Source organism: Komagataeibacter saccharivorans (assembly GCF_004348195.1).
Lineage (GTDB): Bacteria > Pseudomonadota > Alphaproteobacteria > Acetobacterales > Acetobacteraceae > Komagataeibacter > Komagataeibacter saccharivorans.
In genome coordinates, this window is the sequence record NZ_CP036404.1 from 2,587,891 (window position 1) to 2,612,868 (window position 24,978).

Genomic DNA, 24,978 nt, shown 5'->3' on the forward strand with positions numbered 1-24,978 from the left:
CGCGAACACGAATTGACAGAGGGGGCACGCAGCCGTGCCACCCGTCCCACATCCGGATATGTCCGAGGTATTACCATGAGCATCGATCATCCCTCCTTTGGCCGTATTGACGCCAGCCGCGTCATCATTTTCGACACCACCCTGCGTGATGGTGAGCAGTCGCCCGGCTTTTCCATGAATCTGGCTGAAAAGCTGCGCATGGCCGAAGCGCTGGAGGAACTGGGCGTGGACGTGATGGAGGCGGGCTTTCCCGTCGCATCGAAGGGGGATTTCGACAGCGTCCACCAGATCGCGCAGAAAGTGAAGAACACCGTCGTATGCGCACTGGCGCGCAGTGGCGGCAAGAACGACATCGCCAGCGCGGGCGAGGCGATCAGGCCCGCGAAGCGTGGGCGTATCCACAACTTCATCTCCACTTCGCCGCTGCACATGAAGTACAAGCTGCGCATGGAGCCCGAAACGGTTCTGGAAGTGATCGAAGCCGGTAACCGTGCGGCCCGCCAGTTCACCGATGACGTGGAATGGTCCGCCGAGGACGGTTCGCGCACCGATCCCGATTTCCTGTGCCGCTGTGTGGAAACCGCCATCCGCGCGGGTGCGACCACCATCAACATTCCCGATACCGTAGGCTATTCCACGCCCGAGGACATGGCCCGCATCTTCAACGACCTGCGTACCCGCGTGCCGGGGGCGGATAAGGTGATTTTCTCCACCCATAACCATAACGATCTGGGGCTGGCGGTCGCCAACACGATCGCGGCACTTGATGCGGGTGCGCGACAGGTGGAATGCACCATCAATGGCATTGGCGAGCGCGCGGGCAACGCGGCGCTGGAAGAAATCATCATGGTGCTGCGCACGCGCCACGACGTGCTGCCCTACACCACGGGCATCCACACCGAACGCCTGCTGCGCACATCGCGCATGCTGTCCACCATTACCGGTTTTGACGTACAGCCCAACAAGGCCATTGTCGGCCGCAACGCCTTCGCGCATGAAAGCGGCATCCATCAGGACGGCATCCTGAAAAATGCCGCCACTTATGAAATCATGACGCCCGAAAGCGTGGGCTGGACCCGCTCGTCACTGGTTCTGGGCAAGCATTCGGGCCGTGCGGCTTTCCGCGACAAGCTCAGGGCGATGGGGTACGACAATCTGGAAGAAGCCCAGTTCAACGAGGCGTTCAGCCGCTTCAAGGATCTGGCCGACCGCAAGAAGGTCATCTATGACGAGGATCTGGTCGCACTGGTTGACGATGAAGTGCGCGACCATGCCCGCATCCGCTTCGTGGCGCTGGATGTAACCGCCGGATCACGCCGTCCCGCCACCGCTGATCTGGTGCTGGAAGTCGATGGCAGGCGTGAGGAAGGCCATGCGGAAGGACAGGGGCCGGTCGATGCCGCCTTCAACGCCATCCGCGCCATCGTTGCCCATGATGCGACCCTGCAACTGTATTCCGTCGGTGCCGTGACCGAGGGCAGCGACGCGCAGGCCCGTACCTCGGTCCGTCTGGAAGAAGGCGGCAAGCTGGTTGACGGTCAGGGCGCGGATGCGGACACGCTGGTTTCCGCCGTGCGGGCCTATGTCCATGCGCTGAACAAGCTGCTGGTCAAGCGCGACCGGGCGGAACCCGCTGCGCTGGATGCCTGATCCCGCGTTCCTTGTAGCATGACCCGTTCATGCATGCAGCGCCCCGGCACGGTATTGCGTGCCGGGGCGTTGTCATTTTCGCGGGATCAGTAGCCGCCATATCCGTCAGGATAGGCGCCCTGCGGATAGCCCGGCTGGCTGTAGCCGTCCGGCTGCTGGGAATAGCCGCCCTGCTGTCCGTAGTAACTGCTGCCCTGCTGGCCGTAATAGCCCTGCTGCTGCGCGGGATAGCTGGGCTGGGCATAGCCCTGTGGGGCTGCGTAACCTGCGGGCGCGGCGCCCGCGGGGGGCGGGCAGCTCTGTGGCGGGTAGCCGGGCGGGAGCACGCGCCCGTCGGGGCAGATGGTGGAAGGCGGGGCATTGCGCGGGCGTCGCGACGGGGTCGTGGCCGCCCCGATGGCCGCACCGCCACCCGCACCGGCCAGTGCGCCGATCGCAGCGCCCGTTCCGCCGCCCGCCAGGCCACCGATCAGCGCCCCGCCACCCGCGCCGATCAGCCCGCCGCCAATAGCGCGTTCGCCGGGGTCGCGGGTGTTCTCGCACGCCCCCAGTCCAAGGCACAGCCCGGCGGCAAGCAGCAATGCCGGGCGAAAGGTGGTTGAGGGAGATGAAGTCTTCATATGGGTCTTTCCCGGTAGCGCGGACGGGGTGGCACGATGACACCCCTGCCGCGTTCATGATACAAGATGGTGCGGCCATGATGGTCTGACCATGACGAAAGCGGGACATTTTGTAATAATCGCTTCGGGCATGAAGATTTTAACAAATTAAAATCGTCTGGCCCCTTGCCCCTGCCTGTCCGCGTCGGTAATCCCTCGAACTTATCCAGACGGTTTTCGACGTAACGCAGGCATGTCATGATGACATGGGTTGCCAGTCGGGATGTGGGACAGTCCTGTCTGGTTTTGATGTTGGGGGTTCTGGATGTTTGCTCGTGTACTGGGTCTGCTTTCCGCTGACATGGCGATCGACCTCGGCACGGCGAATACGCTGGTTTACGTCAAGGGGCGCGGGATCGTCCTGAATGAACCTTCGGTCGTCGCGCTGGCGGAAGTACGGGGCAAGAAACAGGTCCTTGCGGTGGGTGAGGAAGCCAAGCAGATGGTTGGCCGCACCCCCGGCAACATCACGGCCATCCGCCCGCTGCGTGATGGCGTGATCGCTGATTTTGAAGTTGCGGAAGAAATGATCAAGCATTTCATCCGCAAGGTTCACAATCGCCGCATGTTCGCAAGCCCGCTTATCATCGTATGCGTGCCCTCCGGCTCCACCGCCGTTGAACGCCGTGCGATTCAGGAAAGTGCGGAAAGTGCGGGCGCGCGCAAGGTCTTCCTGATCGAGGAACCGATGGCGGCGGCGATCGGCGCGGGCCTGCCGGTGACCGAGCCTTCGGGCAGCATGATTGTCGATATCGGCGGCGGCACGACGGAAGTGGCCGTGATCTCGCTGGGCGGGATCGTGTATGCCCGCTCCGTGCGCGTGGGCGGCGACAAGATGGATGAGGCGATCATTTCCTACATCCGTCGCAACCATAACCTGCTGATTGGCGAAAGCTCGGCCGAACAGATCAAGATCAACCTCGGTTCCGCCATGCCGCCTGATGATCCCGACGATCCGGGGCCGTGGCGGGAGGTCAAGGGCCGTGACCTGATCAACGGCGTCCCGCGCGAAGTCGTTGTCTCGCAGGGGCAGATCGCCGAAAGCCTTGCCGAACCGGTCAGCCAGATCCTTGATGCGGTGACCACGGCGCTGGAAAACACGCCGCCGGAACTCGCGGCCGACATCGTGGACAAGGGGATTGTCCTGACCGGTGGTGGCGCGCTGCTTTACCGTCTGGATGAAGTCCTGCGGCGCGAGACCGGCCTGCCGGTTACGGTGGCGGAGGATGCGCTGTCCTGCGTGGCGATGGGGACGGGGCGCGCGCTTGAGGAAATGAAGCGCCTGCGCAATGTACTGACAAGCATGTACTGACGAACGGGACAGGCGGGCCGCCCGGAACAGGCAGGGGCGGCACGCTGATGGAGGAGACGCAGGACGATGCAGGTCCGGCGATCAGGCAGTATTGGACAACCCGGCAGGCTGGACGTATCTGTCCCGCGTGAAGGGATGGCGTGATGCCTGTTTCCATCCAGTTCCGTCAGGCGCTTGGCAAGCTGGTCCTGCCTGCGCTGATCCTTGTGGCCTTCGGGGTGATCCTGCTGGGCAAGGCGGATCGCACGCTTGTCGAAAAACTGCGCATGCAGACGGCCGACCTGCTGGCCCCAGCCTACCGGATGGTGGAATGGCCGCAGGAAAAGCTGCGCTGGCTTTCGGGCAACCTGCAGGACATCCGTAATCTGGAGGCGGAAAATATCCGCCTGCGCGCCGAAAACACGTCCCTGCGGCACTGGTACGACGTGGCGGCGGCCCTGGCGGACGAAAACGCAACGCTGAAGGCCAACCTGCACTGGATTCCCGATAACGCACCCACTTTCGTCAGTGGTCGGGTGGTGCGTGACACCAGCGGGCTTTATGCGCGCGCCGTCCTGCTTGCGATCAATCCCGATACGTCCGTCCACAAGGGGGGCATCGCCCTTGATGGCGCGGGACTGGTCGGGCGTGTGACCGAAGTGGGCAGGCGTTCGGCCCGCGTGCTGCTGATTACCGATTCGTCCAGCCGCCTGCCCGTAACGCTGGAAGCCAGTCATGCGGCGGCCATCATGGCGGGTGACAATTCCCCCATGCCGCGCATCATCTTCTACCCGCAGGACAACCTGCCCGTTGAAGGCGAGCGTGTCGTCACCAACGGGGAAATCGAAAGCCTGCCCGCCGGCCTGCCGGTGGGGCATGTGCATTACCTGCGTCCCGGCATGCCGGTGGTGGTGCCGGCGGCGGCGCTGGACCATATCGATATCGTGCGTATCTTTGATTATGAGGACAGCGTCGCCCCGCCAGACGCCCCCGGTCGCGTGCCGCTGCCGCCTGTCGGGCGGACGATGGTGCTGCCCTCTCAGTTCCAGATCAATCAGGACAAGGGGCTGCATGGATGAAAACCTTCTCGCCCCCGCCCATCCGTCCGGGCATCCATCCCCGGGCGGGGCTGGGTAACCGGATCGATCATGGCATGCGCAACAGCGTGCCGTGTCTGGTGGTGTTTTTCGTGACACTGGTGCTGTCGGCGCCACTGAACCTGCCCGGGCAGGTGGAACTGATGCCCGCCATCATCATGGCGATGGTGTTTCTGTGGTCGGTCTTTGCGCCGGCCCTCATGCCGTCCGTGGCGGTGTTCGTGCTGGGAATATGGGCGGACATCCTCAGCTTCGGTCCGGCGGGTGTCATGCTGCTCATGATGCTGATCGTACATGGCGTTGCGCTGTCGGGACGGTACACGCTGGCACGGGTCAATTTTTTTGTTCTGTGGCTTGTGTTTGCCATGGTGATGGTAGGGGTTACGGCGCTACAATGGGTGCTGTGTTCCGCGCTGGCATTGCATGTTGTGGAGTTTCTGCCTTTTGTTTTCGAGACAGTTCTGTCCGTTGGCAGTTTTCCTGTCCTGTATGCAGGATTCGCGTGGACCTACCGTTTTGTCATCAATAACGCGGACCACTCCTGAAGCGGGTGGAATGGCCTCTCCGTGCCGGATGAGTGAATGACGTTTCGTAAAAAGAAGTCTGGCAACCGGCTGATGTCGCGTCCCGACGAAGGCAAGAACCCTTCGCGGGGTGTGTTCACCCGCCGCGCCCTGCTGCTTATGGCGGCACAGGGGGCCGTGCTGGGCGCGTTGGGGGAACGTCTGTACGGGCTTCAGGTTCGTGACGGCAGCCATTACGCCAGGCTTGCGGAAAACAACCGCCTGAGCAAACGCTTCTTCGCGCCGCCGCGCGGGCGCATTACGGACCGTTTCGGCATTTCGGTCGCGGCCAACCGCATCAACTGGCGCGCGCTTCTGCTGGCGGAAGAAACCAGCGATATTCCCGGCACGCTGGAACGCTTTGCCCAGATCGTGCCGCTGGAACAGCGCGACACCACCCGCATCGAACATGAACTGCGTCACAAGCGGCGGTTCATCCCGATCATGCTGCGCGATTTCCTGTCATGGGATGATATGGCGCGGCTGGAGCTCAACATGCCGTCGCTGCCCGGCGTGCTGATCGATGTCGGGACCACGCGCGTCTACCCCTTCGGGCCGCTCATGGCGCATGTGGTCGGTTACGTGGCGCCACCGGCAGAAAAGGACGTGGTGCATGATGCCGAACTGGCGCTGCCCGGCATGCGGGTGGGGCGTTCGGGCATCGAACAGACACAGGACACGAACCTGCGCGGGCAGGTCGGGTCCGTGGAAATGGAAGTCAACGCGGTAGGCCGCGTGATGGCCGAACTGGACCGCGATGAAGGACAGGCGGGCGACGAGATCGCGCTGACCATCGACAGCGGCCTCCAGCAGCAGGTGCTCGGTCGCATCGGGGAACAGTCGGCCAGCGCGGTGGTGATGGACTGCCGCAATGGCGAAGTGCTGGCCATGGTCAGCAACCCGTCCTTCGATCCCTCCCTGTTCGATAGTGGCGTCAGTCAGGCGCAGTGGATCGAATGGACCAATAACAGCCAGACGCCCCTTATCAACAAGGCCGTGTCGGGACTGTATCCGCCCGGTTCCACCTTCAAGCCTGCCGTGGCCATGGCGGCGCTGCGCGCGGGCACGCTGTCGCCCAGTGACCGGATCAGTTGTCCCGGCTATATCGATGTGGGCGGCACGCGCTTTCACTGCTGGTCGCGTTGGGGGCACGGGTCGATCAACCTGCGTCAGGGGCTGAAATATTCCTGCGACGTGTTCTTCTACGAAGTCGCGCGGCGCACCGGCATGGATGCCATCGCCGCGACAGCCGAACTGTTCGGTCTGGGCACAAAACTGCCTGAAATCGAACTGCCGCATGTGCGGCAGGGACTGATCCCCACCCCGGCATGGCGGCGCGCGCATGGCCGGCACTGGAACGGGGGGGATACGATCGTCAGCGGCATCGGACAGGGATTTGTGCAGGTGACGCCGCTGCAACTGGCCACCTACGCATCGCGCATCGCCACGGGGCGCAATGTCCAGCCGCATCTCATCCGCTCGGTGGCCGGGCATATGGCCGACCTGACCGACCTTGGCCACGCGCCGGGCATGAGCATGCCGGATCATTTCTTTGCGGACATCCGCGCGGGCATGTTCGCCGTGGTGAACGAGGAAGGGGGAACCGCCCCCAAGGCGCGGCTGGATATTCCCGGCGTACAGATGGCGGGCAAGACCGGATCGGCGCAGGTGCGGCGCGTGTCGCGTGCGCTGCGTGAAAGCGGGCATTTCAATTCCGCCAACCTGCCATGGGAATACCGGCCCCATGCGCTGTTCATCTGCTTTGCGCCCTATGACGCGCCGCGCTATGCCACGGCGGTGGTGATCGAACACGGCAATGCGGGCGCGGATGTGGCCGCCCCCCTTGCGCGTGATATCATGACCGATGTCCTGCGCCGCGATCCGGTCAATCACCGTGAGCCGCCGGGGCAGGAAGTGGCGCAGGCGGAAGTGGACTAGACCACCCGCCCGCAGGCCCCGTATGGGGCTATGGCCGCGTCCGTGCCTGTTGTGGAGAATGGAATGAAATTCCAGAAGCGCCTGCTGCGCGCCGAGCCCAATTTCCAGATCCTGACCAAGCTGTGGCAGATCAACTGGCTGTATGTGCTGCTGATCTGCGCGCTGGCGGTGGTGGGGTACGGGGCGCTGTATTCGGCGGGTGGCGGCACGTCGCGCCCGTTTGCCGGGCCGCAATCCATCCGGTTCTGTTTCGGGCTGGTCATGATGCTGTGTATGGCGCTGATGAGTCCCGCCATTCTGGTACGCATGGCATGGCCCATCTACATCTTTTCGCTGGTCCTGCTGGTGGCGGTGCTGCGGATGGGCCATGTGGGCAAGGGGGCCGAGCGATGGCTGATGCTGGGTGGCATGCAGGTCCAGCCATCGGAACTGGCCAAGATCGCGCTGGTGCTGATGCTGGCGACATGGTTCCACAAAATCAGCTATCGCAGGATGGGCAATCCGCTACGGCTCATTCCCCCGGCACTCATGGTGCTGGTGCCGGTCGCCCTTGTGCTGAAGGAACCCAATCTTGGCACCGCCGTCATTATCGGCACCGTTGGGGCCAGCATGTTTTTCGGCGCGGGCATGCGGCTGTGGCAGATCGCCCTTGTGGTGCTGCCCGTGCCGTTTCTGGCCAGGATTGCATACAGCCACCTGCATGATTACCAGAAGGCCCGGGTCACCACCTTCCTGCATCCCGAAAGCGATCCGCTGGGGGCAGGCTATAATATCATCCAGTCCAAGATTGCGCTGGGTTCAGGCGGGATGTGGGGGCAGGGCTATCTTCAGGGCACGCAGGGGCAACTTAACTTCCTGCCTGAAAAGCAGACAGACTTCATCTTCACCATGATTGCGGAGGAGTGGGGCTTTGTCGGTGGCATCGCCATAATCGGCATGCTGCTGCTGCTGATTTTTGGCGGCATGCTGATCGCCATGCGCAGCCGCAACCAGTTCGGGCGGCTGCTGGGGCTGGGCATTTCCATGAACTTCTTCCTGTACTGTGCGGTCAACCTGTCCATGGTGATGGGGGCGATCCCGGTGGGGGGCGTGCCGCTGCCGCTGATTTCCTATGGGGGGTCGGCCATGCTCATGGTGATGTTCGGGTTCGGGCTGCTTATGTCCGCATGGGTCCATCGGAACGCCACGTTCGGGGAAACCACGGGGGAAGACAGCTGATGGCGGGCATCCTGCCCCCAACGCCCGCCGTCAGCCGTTCCTACCGGCTCAGCACCTATCATGTGCCGGGCCTGCCGGTGATCCGTATCGGGCGCAGGCCGCAGTGGCGGCGTTGCGTGGTGCCGCAGGGGGATATCGTGCTGCTGAGCGCGTGCAATCCCGGCGGCAGGTTGCGTCCCGATGGCTGGAATCACCGGATGATGCAGGCGCTGTCGCAGCATCTGCGTGGGGTGAAGCATGAACTGGGGGAAGGGCGTCTGGGCCGCTGGTCCGAACCGCTTTATGCGGTGCGCGTGCCCTTGGCGCGGGGGCTGCGTCTGGCGCGCCTGTTCCGGCAGAATGCGGTGGTCGTGCTGAATGGTGACCGACCGGCGCGACTGGTCTATCTGGCCTGACACCGCTCGGGGCGTCAGGCCAGAGCCGGGTCAGCCTTCGATCTGGCTGAAATCGGCGATCAGCACCGTCATCCGGCGCAGTTCCGACAGCAGGCGCAGGCGGTTGGCGCGCACGGCGGGATCGTTGTCGTTGACCGTCACCACCTCGAAAAACCGGTCGAGGGCCGGGCGCAGCGCCGCCACGTCGCGCATGGCGTCGGCATAGCGTTCCTGCGCGATGGCCTGTTCCACGGCGGGAATGGTCTTTTCCAGTTCCCCGGCCAGTTCCCGCTCTTCAGGCTGGGTGTAGAGCGCGGGGTTGGGCGCGCCCTCATGCGGGCCGTCCTTGCGGTCCTCGATGCGCAGGATGTTGGCCGCGCGCTTGGTGGCGGCCAGCATGTTGCGCCCGTCCTCGGTGGCCAGCATGTCGGCAATGGCGCTGGCGCGGGCCAGCAGGCGCACGATGTCGGTATCGGTATTGCCAACCGACACGGCGGCAAGGATGTCGTGCCGCGCGCCTTCGCCACGCAACTGCACCCGCAGGCGGTCGGCCACGAATTCCGGCAGAACATCCAGATCGGGCGCAAGGCGCAGTTCCTCGGGCAGGCCCTGTGCTGCTTCCCAGAAGACGCGCGCCAGATCAAGCCGCAGCCCGTTTTCGCGGATGATGCGGATAACCCCCAGCGCCGCCCGACGCAGGGCATACGGATCGCCCGACCCGCCGGGCTTTTCACCCACGGCGAAGAAGGCCACCAGCATGTCGATCTTGTCCGCCAGCGCGACCGCGACTGAAACCGGCGCGGTCGGCACGTCATCGTGTGGGCCGCGTGGCATGTAATGTGCGCCGATGGCATCGGCCACCGCATCGTCTTCCCGGTCATGGCGGGCGTAATAGGCCCCCATGATGCCCTGCAGTTCCGGGAATTCGCCCACCATGCCGGTGGTCAGGTCCGCCTTGCACAGCAGGGCCGCGCGTCTGGCCTGCGTTTCATCCGCGCCGGTCATCCCGGCCAGTATGCCCGCCAGACGTTCGATGCGCTGCACGCGCGCACCCTGACTGCCCAGTGCGGCATGGAACACGATCCGGTCCAGCGCGGGTACGCGCTCAGCCAGACGGGTGGCGCGGTCCAGATCCCAGAAATGACGGGCATCGGCAAAACGGGCGCGCAGCACGCGCTCATTGCCCGCAATGGTCAGGCTGCCGCCATCGCTGGGCAGCAGGTTGGCGACAAAGGCAAAACGTGGTGCCGCCGATCCATCCGAATTGCGCAGCGCGAAGTAACGCTGGTTCACCCGCATGGACACCTGCATGACTTCGGGCGGCAGGCTCATGAATTCGTCGTCAATCCGGCCAAGGAAGGGGACCGGCCATTCCGTCAGGCCCGCGACCTCGTCAATCAGGCCGGGATCGGCGGCGACATTCAGACCTTCCTCACCGGCAAGACGGGCGACGCCTTCGGCAACAAGGGTGCGGCGCGCGGCGGCGTCCGGTTCCACCTGTCGCGTGCGCAGGCCGTCCAGCCAGTCTTTCGTGCTGCTGACGGCAAATGCCCCCGGCGCGGTGAAGCGGTGGCCTTCCGTCAGGTTGCCCGAACGCAGGCCATGGCCGTTATCCTCGCCTTCCGCCAGCGTGAAATCGACGACCTCACCATCAAGGATACAGACGATCCTGCGCAGCGGGCGCACCCATGTAAAGGCGCTGCCAACGCCCCAGCGCATGGATTTGGGCCACGGGAAACGCCGCAGCAGGCTGGGCAGGACATCCGCGATCTGCTGGCCGGCGGCCACGGGCGCGATGGTGCGGCGCAGGACCCAGAAGCCGTTTTCCAGCGCCAGCGCATCACGTTCCACGCCATGTTTGCGCATGAAACCGGCCAGCGCCTTCTCGGGTGCGCTTTCACGCGGGCCGCGTTCTTCAACCGTCGCACCCGGCACGGTGGCGTCCACCGTAACGGACAGGGCGATGCGGCGCGGACCGGCAAAGGTCGTGGCGTCGCGCGGGTTCAGCGGGGCCAGCGCCTCGCACACAAGGCGTTCGAGGTCGCTTGCCCCGCGCGCCTGCATGCGGGCGGGAATTTCCTCGGAGAAGAGTTCGATAAGAAGTTCGGGCATGATGGTCTTATTCCTCGCCCGCCAGCCACGCTTCGCAGCAGCGTTTCGCCAGCGCGCGTACGCGGCCGATATAGGATGCGCGTTCGCTGACGCTAATCACGCCGCGCGCATCGAGCAGGTTGAACAGGTGACTGGCCTTCAGGCACTGGTCATAGGCGGGCTGCGCCAGACCGGCCTTTGCAAGGGCCGTGGATTCGTTTTCGGCATCGATGAAGTGGCGGTGCAGCATTTCCACATCCGCCAGTTCGAAATTATGGCGGGAGTAATCCTGTTCCGCGCGCAGGAACACGTCGCCATATTTCAGCCCCTGCCCGTTGAAATCGAGGTCATAGACATTCTCGATACCCTGCACGTACATCGCAAGGCGTTCCAGACCATAGGTCAGTTCGGTCGAAGGCATGACGGTGGGAATGCCGCCGACCTGCTGGAAATAGGTGAACTGCGTCACCTCCATCCCGTCGCACCAGACTTCCCAGCCCAGACCCCATGCGCCGATGGTCGGGTTTTCCCAGTCATCCTCGACAAAGCGGATGTCGTGTTCCAGCGGATCGATCCCGATGGCGCGGTAGCTGTCCAGCAGCAGTTTCTGGCTTTCCTCCGGCGTGGGCTTGAGGAGGACCTGATACTGGTAATAGTGCTGCAGGCGATTCGGGTTTTCGCCATACCGCCCGTCGGACGGGCGGCGGCAGGGCTGGACATAGGCGGCCTTCCACGGGCGCGATCCCAGCGCGCGCAGCGTGGTATGCGGCGACAGCGTACCCGCCCCCACTTCCGTATCGTAGGGCTGGAGAATGGCGCAGCCCTGATCGGACCAGAACTGGTGCAGTTTCAGGATAAGCCCCTGGAACGACAGCGGGCGCGGGGATGTGGGTGATCGGGGCACGGGGGCCGGGTCCATGAACAAGATGCTCCGGTAAACGGGGACAGGGTATGCACCATCTGGCGCAAAATCGCGCGCCAGCATACCGTTATGCCGCCGCGACCGAAAGGCGGGGCATGGCATAAGGCCAAACCTGTCATGATCTGGCGGTATTTGGCCTTGCGCATCGCCATTGCACGGACCACATCTGCGGGGATACGCTTTTCCCAGCCCAAGGCAGGACAGACAGGATGAACGACCAGGAACGTGATCTGATCACACAGTTTTTCGCGCGGGTGGGGGGGGCTGCATCGGGCAGCGTGCCGCAGACGACCTCCCAGCTTCCGCCGATTGACCCGCAGGCCAATCAGTATATCGGGCAGATGTTCCAGAAATATCCTGAAGCCGGTTATCGCGTCACCCAGATGGCGGTGGTGCAGGAAGCCGCCCTGGCTGAAGCGCAGAACCGGATTCGCCAGCTTCAGTGGCAGCTTCAGCAGGCGCAGCAGCAGCTCCAGCAGCAGCAGGCCGCCCCCCAGCAGCCCAGCGGCGGTGGCGGATTCTTCAGTGGCATGTTCGGTGGTGGCCAGCGTGCGCAGGCAGCGCCCCCTCCGGGGTGGGGTGGTGGTGCCGCTCCCACATCACCGCCGCCGCAGCCGGTCTATCCGCAGGGCATGCAGCCGGGCATGTTCCCCGCCCGCGGCTCGGGCTTTCTGGGTTCGGCCCTGACCACCGCCGCGGGTGTGGCGGGCGGTATGATGGTGGGTAACGCGCTGACGGACCTGTTCAGCGGCCATCATGACGCGGGTGGCTTCGCAGGCGGCATGTCCCAGCCGGGCGAGACCATCATCAACAACAATTACGGTGATGGCGCGGGCGGCGGCGATCCGTTCGCAGGTGGTGGCACCGCTGCCGATTCCGGGTTCGACGCAGGCGGCGATGCGTCCGGCGGGTTTGATGACGGCGGTGGCTTCGATGCGGGTGACGATAACAGCTTCTGATCCGCTGGCGACTGAAACAGGGAAGGGGGCATCCGTTATGGATGCCCTTTTTCATTTCGGGGGGAGGGGCGATGACCCAGCGGGAATTTCCCCTTGATCTTCCCCAATCCGCCGGATCAGGGCCCGAACCACTGGATGATGGCGCGTTGATCCTGCGTGGCCATGCGTCATCCCATGCGGCGGACATGATTGCGCAGATCCGGCGGATGGCCCGTCAGTCTCCGTTCCGGCGGATGACGACTCCGGGCGGGGGCAGCATGTCCGTCGCCATGACCTGTTGCGGGTTACGGGGCTGGTGCAGTGATGCGCATGGCTACCGGTATGAGGAACGCGATCCCCTGACGGGCCAGCCATGGCCCGCCATGCCGGAGGGGTGGCGGCAGATGGCGGTCGCGGCTGCCGCAATGGCGGGATATGAGAGTTTTGCGCCCGATTCGTGCCTGATTAACGGTTATCGGGTTGGCGCACGCATGGGCCTGCATCAGGATCGTGACGAACGCGCAGACGCACCGGTCGTGTCCCTGTCCTTCGGCCTGCCCGCCATCTTCCTGTGGGGTGGGCTGCTGCGTACGGACCCGTTACGGCGCATTCCTCTGCTGCACGGGGATGTGGTCGTATGGGGCGGGACGACACGGCTGGCATTTCATGGCATCGCGCCATTGCGTGAGGGGGACCATCCCCTGACCGGGCCGTGCCGGTATAACCTGACCTTCCGCCGTACGGCATAGCGGGAGTGGTGGTCAGCGGCCCATTACGGACCGCCGAGCGTTGTGGATCAGGCCGTAAGGGCAGCGGCTTCGCGTGCCCGCTGGGTAATGGCGGCCACATCCGGTGTTCCGGCAGGAACCAGCCACGATCCGCCCACGCACAGAACCGAAGGCAGGCCCAGCCATTCCGAAGCCGTATCCTGACGGATGCCGCCGGTGGGGCAGAAGCGTGCGCGGCCAAAGGGAGCGGAAAGCGCCTTGAGCGCCGGAATGCCGCCCGCTGCCGTAGCGGGGAAAAACTTGAAATGCGTCAGCCCGAGGTCGAGGCCGCGCATGATGTCGCTGGCATTGGCCGTGCCGGGCAGCAGCGGCACATCGGCAGCGGTGGCCGCCCTGGCGACGTCCGTGGTCAGGCCGGGGCTTACGATGAAGCGCGCGCCCGCATCGACCGAACTTTTCAGGTCATCGCCGTTCAGCACGGTTCCGGCACCGACAACGGCCCCTTCAACCTTCGCCATTTCCGCAATCACTTCCAGCGCGCATTCGGTGCGCAGGGTGACTTCCAGCGCGCGCAGGCCCCCTGCAACCAGTGCTTCCGCCACGGGGCGGGCATGGGCGGGATCATGAATGACCAGTACCGGAATAACCGGCGCGATGGTCATGATGTCTTCAATCTGGGCCATGGGCTGGCTCCCTTTCATAACTGTTTGCGGCGCCTGGCCGCCTTACGCGTTCTCTTGTGCGGCCATACGGTCCATGGAGGCAAGGATGGCTGATGCCCCGCGTTCGGGGCTGTCCACGCCGCCGCGCATGAGCGCGAACAGTTCCCGCCCGGTGCCGAACTGTGGTGCGGGCGGACGGGCCGGGGTGCGGTCGGTCCACTGTGCTGCGTCCACCATGGCCTCGATCCGGCCCGTATGGGCGCACACACGCACCATGTCCCCATCGCGCAGCAGGGAAAGCGGGCCGCCGACATAGGCTTCCGGGCCGATATGGATGGCGGCGGGCACCTTGCCGCTGGCGCCCGACATGCGGCCGTCGGTGACAAGGGCCACCTTGTGTCCCCGATCCTGCAGCACGGCCAGCGTGGGGGTGAGTTTGTGCAGTTCGGGCATGCCGTTGGCGGCCGGTCCCTGAAAGCGCACGACCACCACCACGTCACGATCCAGTTTTCCATCGCGGAAGGCGCGCAGCACGTCCTCCTGATCGTCGAACACTGCCGCCGGGGCTTCGATTGTCCAGCGTTCGGAGGCGACGGCGCTGGTCTTGTAGATGCCCCGCCCCAGATTGCCTTCCATTACCTTCATGCCGCCATCGGCGCGGAAGGGATTGGCCGGCGCGCGCAGGATGCTTTCATCGGTGGACGGGCCTGCCTCTTCCCATACCAGCGCATCGTCACGCATGACCGGGCGGTTGCGATAGGCGGCAAAGCCACCACGCGCTACGGTCAGGATATCGGGATGCAGCAGCCCCGCATCCAGCAGGGAGCCAATCAGGCTGGGCATGCCACCCACGGCGTGGAAGGCGTTCACGTCTTCCGACCCGTTGGGATACACGCGCGTCAGTTGCGGCACGACGGAGGAAAGCCGGTCCAGATCGCTCCAGTCGATCACGATGCCCGCCGCGCGCGCAATGGCGGGCAGGTGGATGGCAAGATTGGTGGACCCGCCCGTCGCCAGCAGGCCCACGGCTGCGTTGACGATGGCGCGTTCATCCACGCACAGGCCCAGCGGACGGTAGTCATCGCCCCGTGCGCCAATCTCGCTCAGGCGGTGGATGGCGGCACGGGTCAGTTCCTGGCGCAGCTTCGTGTTAGGCGGGACGAAGGAGGAGCCGGGCAGGTGCAGCCCCATCACTTCCATCAGCATCTGGTTCGTATTCGCCGTGCCGTAGAACGTGCAGGTGCCTGCAGCGTGGTAGGACTCGGATTCCGCATCCATCAGCCGGTCCTTGCCCACCTTGCCTTCGGCGTAAAGCTGGCGGATGCGCTGCTTTTCGCTGTTGGGCAGGCCCGATGGCATGGGGCCGGAGGGGATCAGCAGCGCAGGCAGGTGGCCAAAGCGCAGCGCGCCGATCAGCAGGCCGGGCACGATCTTGTCGCAGATGCCCAGCATGGCCACGCCTTCGTACATGCCATGGCTCAGCCCGACGGCGGTGGACAGGGCGATGACATCGCGGCTGAACAGCGAGATTTCCATGCCCGGCTGCCCCTGTGTCACGCCATCGCACATGGCGGGCGTGCCACCGGCCACCTGTGCCGTCCCGCCGACTTCACGCGCGTACAGCTTGATCTGGTCCGGGTAGCGGCCATAGGGCTGATGGGCGGACAGCATGTCGTTATAGGACGTGATGATGCCCACGTTCATGCCGCGCGCTGCGCGCAGGCCCTGCTTGTCCCCCTCCGACGCCGCGATGGCGTGGGCCAGGTTGCCGCAGGCCAGACGGGGGCGGCTGATGCCGTTTTCACCTTCGCGCGCGATCAGGTCCAGATAGGCGCGGCGACTGCCAGCCGAACGTGTGATGACCCGTTCGGTCACGGCGGTCAGGACGGGATGCAGACTCATGGAATCTCACAGACTTTTCTAGACCCGACCTATGGAAGGGGGCCGGTTCGCAGTCATCGCACGGGCGATGAAGGCGGGTTTGAAAGCGGTCGGAATGTGCGAATGTCGTATGACCGCAAGGCTTGTGGACATCTATTTGAAAAAACACCCATAGATCAAGACATAAAATTATAAAAATAATCACAAAATTATAACTAAATTATGAAAGCGAATGATTTTCGATCAAGAAACGAACAGCCATCACCTGTCAGCGGCTACAGGGGCATGCGCGGGATGGTTCTTCCTTTTCCCTGAAAGGTGGGGCGTGGCCTGTAAAAACACCATATTTCATTCCCCTAACAGGAATTCAGGTCACAGGTTCCCGCCCCTGCTGGCGAACACGTCCATCTATTTGGCGCCTGCCTGACAATACCCTTCCGCCGGGGATCATTAAGCGGGATTTCCGGCCTGATCGGGCAGGGATGGCGGTACGGTGTTCGGTTTTTGTGGGCGTTTCAGCCAGAAGACTGCCATCGCGCGAACACGGCAGGGCATGCGCGTGCCTGTTGATGCGCGTATCGCGGTTCGCAGGAGGATTTAGCGAACATTTCCCGGTCGAAGGTTCTGTCCGTTACCGCACCATGACCGTTAAGCCCTGGCGGGACTGTGCAACAGATTCAGGGGCCGTTCAGAAACGCGGCCAACCCTTCAGGGGAGTATTTTATGGGGGGAACAGGGGATGGTGAGCCGGGTGGGATTCGAACCCACGACCATTCGATTAAAAGTCGAATGCTCTACCGACTGAGCTACCGGCTCACATCGCCTGTATGAAGGGGCTAAAGCACAGGAAAAACCCGTGATCCGCCGCCTTGCGCAGGTCTCTAAACATCCTCGGCGGGGGTGTCAACCTGTGCGTGGGGCCGCAGGTCGCCGGGATGGAAAAACCGGCCGGTACCATGGGCCGCAAACGGCTGTCTGGCTCCGACCGGAAACAGGCCGCCGGACAGGTGCGCAGGTGGCGCACGCTGTCCGGCGGGATGGATCAATCAGGCTTCGGCGTCGGCGGGACGCATCTTGATGATGCGGTCAGGGTCCTGAACCATGCCGCTCTGGCCCGCGCCACGCTTGATCTGGTCGATGTGGTCCATGCCTTCGATCACCTGGCCCACGATGGTGTACTGGCCGTCAAGGTGGGGAGAGGGCTCGAACATGATGAAAAACTGGCTGTTCGCGCTGTCCGGGTTCATGGTGCGGGCCATGCCCACCGTGCCACGCTCGAACTTGGCCGCGCGGGTGAATTCCGCCTTCAGGTCGGGCAGCTTGCTGCCGGACGTGCCGGTGCCCGTCGGGTCGCCGCCCTGCGCCATGAAGCCCTGGATCACGCGGTGGAAGGGCGTGTTGTCATAAAACCCTTCGGCTGCCAGCGTGCGGATACGCTCGGCCGCCAGTGGTGCAATGTCGGGACGCAGGCGGATCACCACCCGTCCTGTCTTGAGGTCGACGTTGATCAGGTCGGATTTGTTTTCTGTAGCAGACATCATGATCCGTTTCGTGATTGGGGTGTGAAGGAACCGGCAGCGCGGGACGCGACCGCCAGCCTGTCAGCCGCGCAGGCGTTTTAGGATGTGCCCGCGGGTAAAAGGTGGGACAAAACCGGAAATATCCCCATCCAGCCGGGCTATTTCCTTTACCAGCCGGGAAGAAATGTACTGGTGCCCTTCCCGCGCCATAAGGAACAGGGTGTCAATGTCGGGCGCCAGATGCTGGTTCATACCAAACATCTGGTTCTCGTATTCGAAATCTGCAACCGCCCGCAGTCCGCGAATGATTGCATGCGCCCCATGCGTACGCGCCGCATGCACCGCAAGTCCCGTAAAACCGATGACCGTGATCGGGTTCGCCCGCCCTTCATTCAGGGGGGCGATATCGGTCCGCAGGCATAGCAGCCGTTCCTCCAGCGGGAGAAGGGGCTGCTTGTCCCGGTTTTCGGCCACGCCGATCACCAGCCGGTCCATCACGCCCGCTGCCCGTTCGATGATATCCATATGCCCGCTGGTCACGGGATCGAACGTGCCCGGATAGAAGCCGGTACGGGATGGGGCGGGTTCAGTCATCCTGCCCTGCATCGGTGGCGGGGGTATCGGCTTCCGTATCAGCGATTTCGGCTTCTTCCCCGTCGTCATCTTCATCCATGACGGGGAACACGCTGGTCACTTCCTCGGTGTCGTTCAGGCGGAACAGGGTTACGCCGCTGGCCTGACGCGACATGATGCGCACCTGCCCGATCGGCAGGCGGATCAGGCGGCCCGCATCGGTTACCAGCATGACATCCGTACCTTCCAGCACCGGCAGTGTCGCCACGACCGCATTGCCGCGCTTGTTGGCGGAGAAGGTCATGTTGTTGATACCCTGTCCACCACGCCCGCTGACGCGGTAGTCATAAGCCGACGAACGGCGGCCGAAACCCGCATTGCTGACGATCAGCAGCACTTCTTCCGCCGCTTCCAGCTCCGCGAACCGTTCGGGGGACAGTGGCAGGTCGTCTGCCACGATTTCGGCATCGTCCGTTACGACGGTTTCTTCCGCTTCCTCGCCTTCCTGCGCTGCTTCGGCGCGGCGGCGGGCATTGGCCATGCGCAGATAGGCGGCGCGTTCCTCTACCGTGGCCTCGACGTGGTTGAGCACGCACAGGCTGTTCACGCTGTCGCCTTCAGCCAGTTTGATGCCCCGCACGCCCGAACTGCCGCGCCCGGCAAAGACACGCAGCGTGTCGTCCGTGATCTGGAAGCGGATGCAGCGCGCGTTGCGGGTGCCAAGGAACACATCCTGCCCTTCGCGGCACGTGGCGACGCCGATCAGGCGGTCCTCGTCATCCAGCTTCATCGCGATCAGGCCGGATGAACGGATGTTGCGGAAATCGCTCAGCCGGTTACGGCGCACGCTGCCCGATGCCGTGGCGAAGACAAGGTGCAGGTTTTCCCACAGATCCTCATCCTGCGGCAGCGGCAGGACGGCGGTGATCGTGTCGCTGCCAAGATCGGGCAGCAGGTTGACCAGCGCGCGCCCCTTCGCGGTGGGGCTGGCTTCGGGCAGACGCCAGACCTTTTCGCGGTATGCCTTCCCGCCCGAGGAGAAGAACAGAACCCACTGATGCGTATGCGCGTTGAACGAACGCACGATGATGTCGTCGCCCCGGCGTCCCGCCGCCGTGCGGCCACGGCCGCCACGGTTCTGGGCGCGGAATACGTCCAGCGGCGTGCGCTTGATGAAGCCTTCGCGGGTGATGGTGACAACCATCTGTCCCGGCTCGATCAGGCTTTCATCGGTCTGGTCGCCCGCGTAATCGGCAATGTCGGTGGCGCGCGGGGTAGCCAGTTCGGCGCGGATGGTGGCCAGTTCGGTACGCATGACCTCCATGCGGCGCGGCCGGCTGGCGATGATTTCCAGCAGGCTGTTGATGCGCACCGCCACTTCGGACAGTTCCTGCTGGATCTTGTCGCGTTCCAGCCCGGTCAGGCGCTGCAGGCGCAGTTCAAGGATGCCGCGAGCCTGTGCTTCCGTCAGGTGGACCCGACCATCGACGATGACATTGCCTTCGTCATGGATCAGTTGCAGCAGGGGCGCCACATCGGCGGCATCCCATGCCTGCGCCATCAGCGCGGCACGCGCGGCCCCCGTATCGGGCGCTGCGCGGATCAGGGCGATGACCGCGTCGATATTGGCAACCGCGATGACCAGACCGACCAGCAGGTGGGCCCGGTCACGCGCCTTGTTCAGGTCAAAGCGCGCGCGGCGCAGGATCACGTCCTCGCGGAAGCGGATGAACGCTTCCAGCACGTCCTTGAGCCCCATGAGACGCGGCTGCCCGCCATCCAGCGCCAGCATGTTCACGCCAAACGAGGTCTGTAGCTGCGTGAAGCGGTAAAGCTGGTTCAGCACCACTTCCGGCGTCGCCTCGCGCTTGGTCTCGATGACGATGCGCATGCCTGAACGGTCGCTTTCGTCCCGAATGTCGGAAATGCCTTCGACCTGCTTGGTGCGCACCAGATCGGCAATGCGTTCCTGCAACGTGGCCTTGTTCACCTGATAGGGGATCTCGGTCACGATGATGGCCTTGCGGTCCTTGCGGATTTCCTCGATCTCGGCCTTGGCGCGGATGATGACCGAACCGCGTCCCGTCTCGAACGCGCTGCGGATGCCCGCACGGCCCAGAATGGTGCCGCCCGTGGGGAAATCAGGTCCCGGCACGTATTCCAGCAGGTCATCGAGCGTCATGTCCGGGCGCTCGATCAGCGCTAGGGTCGCGTCGATTATCTCGCCGGGGTTGTGCGGGGGAATGTTGGTCGCCATGCCCACGGCGATGCCGGATGCGCCATTGATCAGCAGGTTGGGGAAGGCGGCGGGCAGGATCTGGGGTTCCTGCTCGCTTTCATCGTAGTTGGGCTGGAAATCGACGGTATCGCGGTCGATGTCGTCCAGCAGGAAGGAAGCCGCCTTGGCCAGACGGGCTTCGGTATAACGCATGGCGGCGGGGGAATCGCCATCGACCGACCCGAAATTGCCCTGCCCGTCGATCAGCTTCACCCGCATCGACCACGACTGCGCCATGCGCACCATGGCGTCATAGATGGAGGAGTCGCCATGCGGATGGTATTTACCCATCACGTCACCGACCGCACGGGCCGATTTGCGATAGGGCTTGTCGTGGGTGAACCCGCTTTCGCGCATGGAATACAGGATGCGGCGATGAACCGGCTTCAGCCCGTCACGCACGTCCGGCAGGGCGCGGCTGACAATGACGGACATGGCGTAAGCCAGGTAGGAGGAGCGCATTTCCTCCTCGATCGTGACCGGCAGCATGTCGGACGGGGGCAGGGGATCGTCGGGTATCTCGGTCAAGGCAGTTCCGTCATGTCAGGGTTATCCCACCCCGGGCGACCATAACGGCGCAGGGGCGGGACGGTAGGCAGGAATGGCGCGTTGGGGCCGCCATCAGGTCCATGCGTACCATAGCACGGTCAGCGGCCCGGCGCGAAGCGCCAGCGGGGTTCAGAACGGGATTTCATCATCCAGATCGCTGCCGCCGGCCGGGGCGTCCCAGCCGCCGCCGCTGCCGCCACTACCGCCGCCACTGGCGGGGCGGTCGTTGCGCTGCGGCTGCTGGCGGGCCGGGGCGCTGTAGCCACCGCCGCCGCCGCTGCCACCACCGTAGCCGCCACCATAACCGCCGCCTGCGTCGTCACCGCCGCTGTCGCCACCGCGATTGCTGTCCAGCAGCACCAGATCGCCACGGAAGCGGTCGACCACCACTTCGGTCGTGTAGCGGTCCTGACCGCTCTGGTCGGTCCATTTGCGTGTCTGGAGCGAGCCTTCCAGATAGACCTTGCGGCCCTTGCGCAGGAAACGCTCGGCCACGTCGGCGATCCGGTCGTTGAAAATGACAACCCGGTGCCATTCCGTCCGCTCGCGCCGTTCGCCCGATGCGCGGTCATTCCATGTATCGCTTGTCGCCAGTGTCAGCGAGACGATTTTCGCCCCGCTCTGGCTGTTCCGTACTTCCGGGTCCTTGCCCAGATTGCCCACGAGAATGACCTTGTTGACGCTGCCCGCCATATGCTGTCCTGCTGCAGTTCGAGTATGGGACCGGCAGCGGCTGAACCGCTGCCGACTGCCGCCACAGGCAGCCCGATGGCGGCCGTGGCGGCTATATGCGGCGATCTTACCGGATCGTCCCTTAAAATGCGAGTGTGAGGACGATACCGCGATCAACGCCGGCATGAGGCGCGGCAGCAGGCATGTAACGGGCGCTGTCGTGGCCGGTCAGTCACGGCCCTTGTCGTGATGGACCGGCAGGCCCAGATTAGATGTGGGTCCGCAATGGTGGCCGGTATCCGCTTTCCCGCACGGGAGCGGAACAGGGAGAGTTCATGAGCGTTTCTTCGCGTCCGGAACAGGTTCCGGCGGCACAGCATGTCAGCCAGCAGTCCATTCGCGTGCGTGGGGCGCGTGCGCATAATCTCAAGAACGTCGATGTGGATGTCCCGCGCGATGCGCTGACGGTCATGACCGGCCTGTCGGGTTCAGGCAAGTCGTCACTGGCGTTCGACACCATCTACGCCGAAGGCCAGCGCCGGTACGTGGAAAGTCTGTCCGCCTACGCGCGCCAGTTCCTTGAACTGATGGGAAAGCCGGATGTCGATTCGATAGAAGGGCTGTCGCCCGCCATTTCCATCGAACAGAAAACCACATCCAAAAACCCCCGTTCCACCGTTGGCACGGTGACGGAAGTGCATGATTACATGCGTCTTCTGTGGGCGCGCGCGGGCGTGCCCTATTCGCCCGCTACCGGCCTGCCGATCGAGGCGCAGACGATCAGCCAGATGGTTGACCGCGTGATGGCCATGCCCGAGGGCACGCGCCTCATGCTGCTGGCCCCGGTGCTGCGCGACCGCAAGGGTGAGTGTAAAAAGGAACTGGCCGAACTCCAGCGCAAGGGCTTCACCCGCGCCAAGGTGGACGGCACGCTCCATACAATTGACGAAGTGCCGGAACTCAACCGCCGCCTGCGCCATACGGTCGAGGCCGTGGTGGACCGCATCGTGGTCAAGGAAGGCATCGAAAGCCGTCTGGCCGACAGTTTCGAGACAGCGCTCGGCCTGTCCGATGGTCTGGTCTATGCGGAAGAGGTGGTGAAGAACGCACCGGAAGGCGAGGAAGCCCCGCGCACCGTCTTTTCCTCACGCTTCGCCTGCCCGGTCAGCGGCTTTACGCTGGAGGAGGTCGAACCCCGCCTGTTCTCCTTCAACGCGCCGCAGGGTGCGTGTCCGGCCTGTGACGGGATTGGTCAGGAAACATTTTTCGATCCGCGCCTGATCGTGCCGGACGATTCGCTCTCGCTCGCTGCAGGGGCGATCGCCCCGTGGCGCAACAGCCAGAGCCCGTATTACACCCAGACGCTGGCCGCCATCGCGAAGCATTATGGCGTATCGATGGATACGCCGTGGGAAGACCTGCCCGAAAACGTGCGCGATGTGATTCTTGAGGGGGGAAAAGACCCGATCGAGTTCACATACCGCGATGACCGCCGCAGCTACAGCCTGACCAAGCCGTTCGAGGGCGTGGTCAAGAACCTGCGCCGCCGCATGGCGGAAACCGACAGCGTATGGGTGCGCGAGGAACTGTCGCGCTACCAGTCCGAAAAGCCATGCCATGTGTGCGATGGCGCGCGGCTGCGGCCCGAGGCCCTGTCGGTCAAGGTGGCGGGGCTGAACATCGCGCAGGCATCCGACATGCCCATCCGCAAGGCGCTGGACTGGTTTGGCACGGTGGAGGAAACCCTGACACCCCAGCGCGCCGAGATCGCGCGACGCATATTGCGTGAAATCCTCGATCGCCTGCGCTTTCTGGATGACGTGGGACTGGATTACCTGACGCTTTCGCGCGGTTCGGCCACCCTGTCGGGGGGCGAAAGCCAGCGTATCCGGCTGGCCAGCCAGATCGGTTCCGGCCTGACCGGCGTGCTGTACGTGCTGGATGAACCCTCCATCGGGTTGCACCAGCGCGATAACGAACGCCTGCTGGGGACGCTGGACCGGCTCAAGAAGCTGGGCAATACCCTGATCGTGGTCGAGCATGACGAGGATGCCATCCGCGCCGCGGACTGGCTGATCGACATGGGGCCGGGTGCGGGCATCAATGGCGGCAATATCGTCGCCGCAGGCACCCCGGCGGAGGTCGCGGCAAATCCCGCCAGCCTGACGGGCGCTTACCTGTCGGGGCGCAAATGTATCCCTGTCCCCGCGAAACGCAGGAAAATCGATCCCAGACGGGAGCTGGTGCTGCGCGGGGCCACGGGCAACAACCTGAAGGATGTTACGGCCAGATTCCCGCTGGGCACCTTTACCTGTGTTACCGGGGTTTCGGGTGGCGGCAAGTCCACGCTGGTGATCGACACGCTGTACAAGGCCCTGTCGCGCAGGCTTATGGGATCGGGGCAGAACCCGGCACCCTATACGGCCATCGATGGGCTGGATCAGCTCGACAAGATCATCGACATCGACCAGTCCCCCATCGGGCGCACGCCGCGTTCCAACCCGGCCACCTATACCGACCTGTTCGGCCCCATCCGTGACTGGTTTGCCGAACTGCCCGAAAGCAAGGCGCGCGGCTACAAGCCGGGGCGCTTCTCCTTCAATGTGAAGGGCGGTCGGTGCGAGGCATGCCAGGGGGACGGGGTGCTCAAGATCGAGATGCACTTCCTGCCCGATGTGTTCGTCACCTGCGATACCTGCAAGGGCGCGCGTTACAACCGCGAGACGCTGGACGTGAAGTTCCGGGGCAAGTCCATTGCCGATGTGCTGGCCATGTCGGTGGATGAGGCGCTGCCCTACTTCTCCGCCGTGCCGCGCATCCGCGACCGGCTGGCCATATTGCAGAAGGTGGGGCTGGGCTACGTCGCCCTTGGCCAGCAGGCGACCACGCTGTCAGGTGGCGAGGCGCAGCGCGTGAAACTGTCCAAGGAACTGGCGCGCAGGGCTACGGGGCGCACGCTCTATATCCTTGATGAGCCAACCACCGGACTACATACCGAAGACGTGCGCAAGCTGCTCGAAGTGCTGCATGCGCTGGTGGAGCAGGGCAATACCGTGGTGGTGATCGAGCATAACCTCGAAGTCATCAAGACGGCGGACTGGGTGATCGACATGGGGCCGGAGGGTGGTGATGGCGGTGGCCAGATCGTCGCCTGTGGCACGCCCGAGCAGGTCGCGGCCTGCACCGAAAGCCATACGGGGCGATTCCTCAAGCCCCTGCTGGACAGGCAGCCGCTGGTGCCGCCTGCGCCCGCGCCGGCGGCGGGGCGAAAGGGGCGCGGCAAAAAAGCCACAGTGGCGGCGGAGCCGAAAGTAGTGAAAAAGCAGGAAAAACCGGCAAAAACCCGTCGCAAAAGCGTAAAATAGGCGCGCCGC

General features: G+C 64.0%; 19 protein-coding genes and 1 tRNA gene. 10 read left to right on the forward strand and 10 right to left on the reverse strand.

Annotated elements, in window-relative coordinates; translation table 11 throughout:
• Positions 1–75 precede the first annotated feature (75 nt).
• A complete protein-coding gene (locus tag KSAC_RS11945) occupies positions 76–1,650 on the forward strand; it encodes a 2-isopropylmalate synthase (protein ID WP_102324719.1) in 1,575 nt (524 codons plus the stop codon).
• A gap of 86 nt (positions 1,651–1,736) precedes the next feature.
• Here KSAC_RS11945 and KSAC_RS11950 read toward each other — a convergent pair whose 3' ends face one another.
• Complete coding sequence (locus tag KSAC_RS11950) at positions 1,737–2,270, reverse strand: hypothetical protein (protein WP_102324718.1); 534 nt, start codon at positions 2,268–2,270, stop codon at positions 1,737–1,739.
• A gap of 304 nt (positions 2,271–2,574) precedes the next feature.
• Here KSAC_RS11950 and KSAC_RS11955 point away from each other — a divergent pair, with 304 nt between their 5' ends.
• The 6 genes from KSAC_RS11955 (at position 2,575) to KSAC_RS11980 (ending at position 8,811) form a co-directional block, all read left to right on the forward strand.
• Positions 2,575–3,621 carry a rod shape-determining protein gene (locus tag KSAC_RS11955; protein ID WP_102324717.1) on the forward strand — a complete coding sequence of 349 codons (1,047 nt, stop codon included), beginning with the start codon at positions 2,575–2,577 and terminating at the stop codon, positions 3,619–3,621.
• A 143-nt stretch (positions 3,622–3,764) separates the two neighbouring features.
• Positions 3,765–4,679, forward strand: a complete 915-nt coding sequence (gene mreC, locus KSAC_RS11960; protein WP_102324716.1) for a rod shape-determining protein MreC — start codon at positions 3,765–3,767, stop codon at positions 4,677–4,679.
• The gene (locus KSAC_RS11965; protein ID WP_102324715.1) at positions 4,676–5,242 is read left to right on the forward strand and encodes a rod shape-determining protein; all 567 of its coding nucleotides are present in this window, start codon (positions 4,676–4,678) and stop codon (positions 5,240–5,242) included. The genes mreC and KSAC_RS11965 overlap by 4 nt, the downstream gene beginning before the upstream one ends.
• 36 nt (positions 5,243–5,278) lie before the next feature.
• On the forward strand, positions 5,279–7,198 hold the full coding sequence (mrdA, locus tag KSAC_RS11970) for a penicillin-binding protein 2 (RefSeq protein ID WP_102324714.1): 1,920 nt from the start codon (positions 5,279–5,281) through the stop codon (positions 7,196–7,198).
• 63 nt (positions 7,199–7,261) lie between these two features.
• Positions 7,262–8,416, forward strand: a complete 1,155-nt coding sequence (rodA, locus tag KSAC_RS11975) for a rod shape-determining protein RodA (protein WP_132305562.1) — start codon at positions 7,262–7,264, stop codon at positions 8,414–8,416.
• The gene (locus KSAC_RS11980; protein WP_132305564.1) at positions 8,416–8,811 is read left to right on the forward strand and encodes a DUF3293 domain-containing protein; all 396 of its coding nucleotides are present in this window, start codon (positions 8,416–8,418) and stop codon (positions 8,809–8,811) included. Before rodA ends, KSAC_RS11980 begins: the two co-directional genes overlap by 1 nt.
• A 30-nt stretch (positions 8,812–8,841) precedes the next feature.
• On the opposite strand, the gene glyS is transcribed toward KSAC_RS11980, so the two are convergent.
• Together glyS and KSAC_RS11990 are read right to left on the reverse strand one after the other, a co-directional pair.
• On the reverse strand, positions 8,842–10,902 hold the full coding sequence (glyS, locus tag KSAC_RS11985) for a glycine--tRNA ligase subunit beta (protein WP_132305566.1): 2,061 nt from the start codon (positions 10,900–10,902) through the stop codon (positions 8,842–8,844).
• A 7-nt stretch (positions 10,903–10,909) separates the two neighbouring features.
• A complete protein-coding gene (locus KSAC_RS11990; RefSeq protein ID WP_102324853.1) occupies positions 10,910–11,800 on the reverse strand; it encodes a glycine--tRNA ligase subunit alpha in 891 nt (296 codons plus the stop codon).
• A 212-nt stretch (positions 11,801–12,012) separates the two neighbouring features.
• Here KSAC_RS11990 and KSAC_RS11995 point away from each other — a divergent pair, with 212 nt between their 5' ends.
• Together KSAC_RS11995 and alkB are read left to right on the forward strand one after the other, a co-directional pair.
• Positions 12,013–12,762, forward strand: a complete 750-nt coding sequence (locus KSAC_RS11995; protein ID WP_110546940.1) for a DUF2076 domain-containing protein — start codon at positions 12,013–12,015, stop codon at positions 12,760–12,762.
• Positions 12,763–12,833: 71 nt separating this feature from the next.
• Positions 12,834–13,490 carry a DNA oxidative demethylase AlkB gene (gene alkB / locus KSAC_RS12000; RefSeq protein ID WP_132305568.1) on the forward strand — a complete coding sequence of 219 codons (657 nt, stop codon included), beginning with the start codon at positions 12,834–12,836 and terminating at the stop codon, positions 13,488–13,490.
• 47 nt (positions 13,491–13,537) lie between these two features.
• Here alkB and eda read toward each other — a convergent pair whose 3' ends face one another.
• From eda to ssb, 7 genes are all read right to left on the reverse strand, one after another.
• Positions 13,538–14,152 (reverse strand): bifunctional 4-hydroxy-2-oxoglutarate aldolase/2-dehydro-3-deoxy-phosphogluconate aldolase, encoded by a 615-nt coding sequence (eda, locus tag KSAC_RS12005; RefSeq protein ID WP_102324709.1) that lies wholly within the window; start codon positions 14,150–14,152, stop codon positions 13,538–13,540.
• Positions 14,153–14,194: 42 nt separating this feature from the next.
• A complete protein-coding gene (edd, locus tag KSAC_RS12010; protein WP_118962497.1) occupies positions 14,195–16,033 on the reverse strand; it encodes a phosphogluconate dehydratase in 1,839 nt (612 codons plus the stop codon).
• Positions 16,034–16,752: 719 nt separating this feature from the next.
• Positions 16,753–16,828, reverse strand: a tRNA-Lys gene (locus KSAC_RS12015).
• Positions 16,829–17,058: 230 nt separating this feature from the next.
• A complete protein-coding gene (locus KSAC_RS12020) occupies positions 17,059–17,550 on the reverse strand; it encodes a peptidylprolyl isomerase (protein WP_102324852.1) in 492 nt (163 codons plus the stop codon).
• A 63-nt stretch (positions 17,551–17,613) separates the two neighbouring features.
• Positions 17,614–18,126 (reverse strand): pantetheine-phosphate adenylyltransferase, encoded by a 513-nt coding sequence (gene coaD / locus KSAC_RS12025; protein WP_102324851.1) that lies wholly within the window; start codon positions 18,124–18,126, stop codon positions 17,614–17,616.
• Entirely contained in the window at positions 18,119–20,911 is a 2,793-nt protein-coding gene (gyrA, locus tag KSAC_RS12030; RefSeq protein WP_102324707.1) for a DNA gyrase subunit A, read from the reverse strand. Before gyrA ends, coaD begins: the two co-directional genes overlap by 8 nt.
• Before the next feature lie 150 nt (positions 20,912–21,061).
• On the reverse strand, positions 21,062–21,625 hold the full coding sequence (gene ssb / locus KSAC_RS12035) for a single-stranded DNA-binding protein (RefSeq protein ID WP_132305570.1): 564 nt from the start codon (positions 21,623–21,625) through the stop codon (positions 21,062–21,064).
• Positions 21,626–21,939: 314 nt separating this feature from the next.
• Between ssb and uvrA the strand changes: the two genes are divergently transcribed.
• Entirely contained in the window at positions 21,940–24,969 is a 3,030-nt protein-coding gene (gene uvrA, locus KSAC_RS12040; RefSeq protein WP_132305572.1) for an excinuclease ABC subunit UvrA, read from the forward strand.
• Positions 24,970–24,978 lie beyond the last annotated feature (9 nt).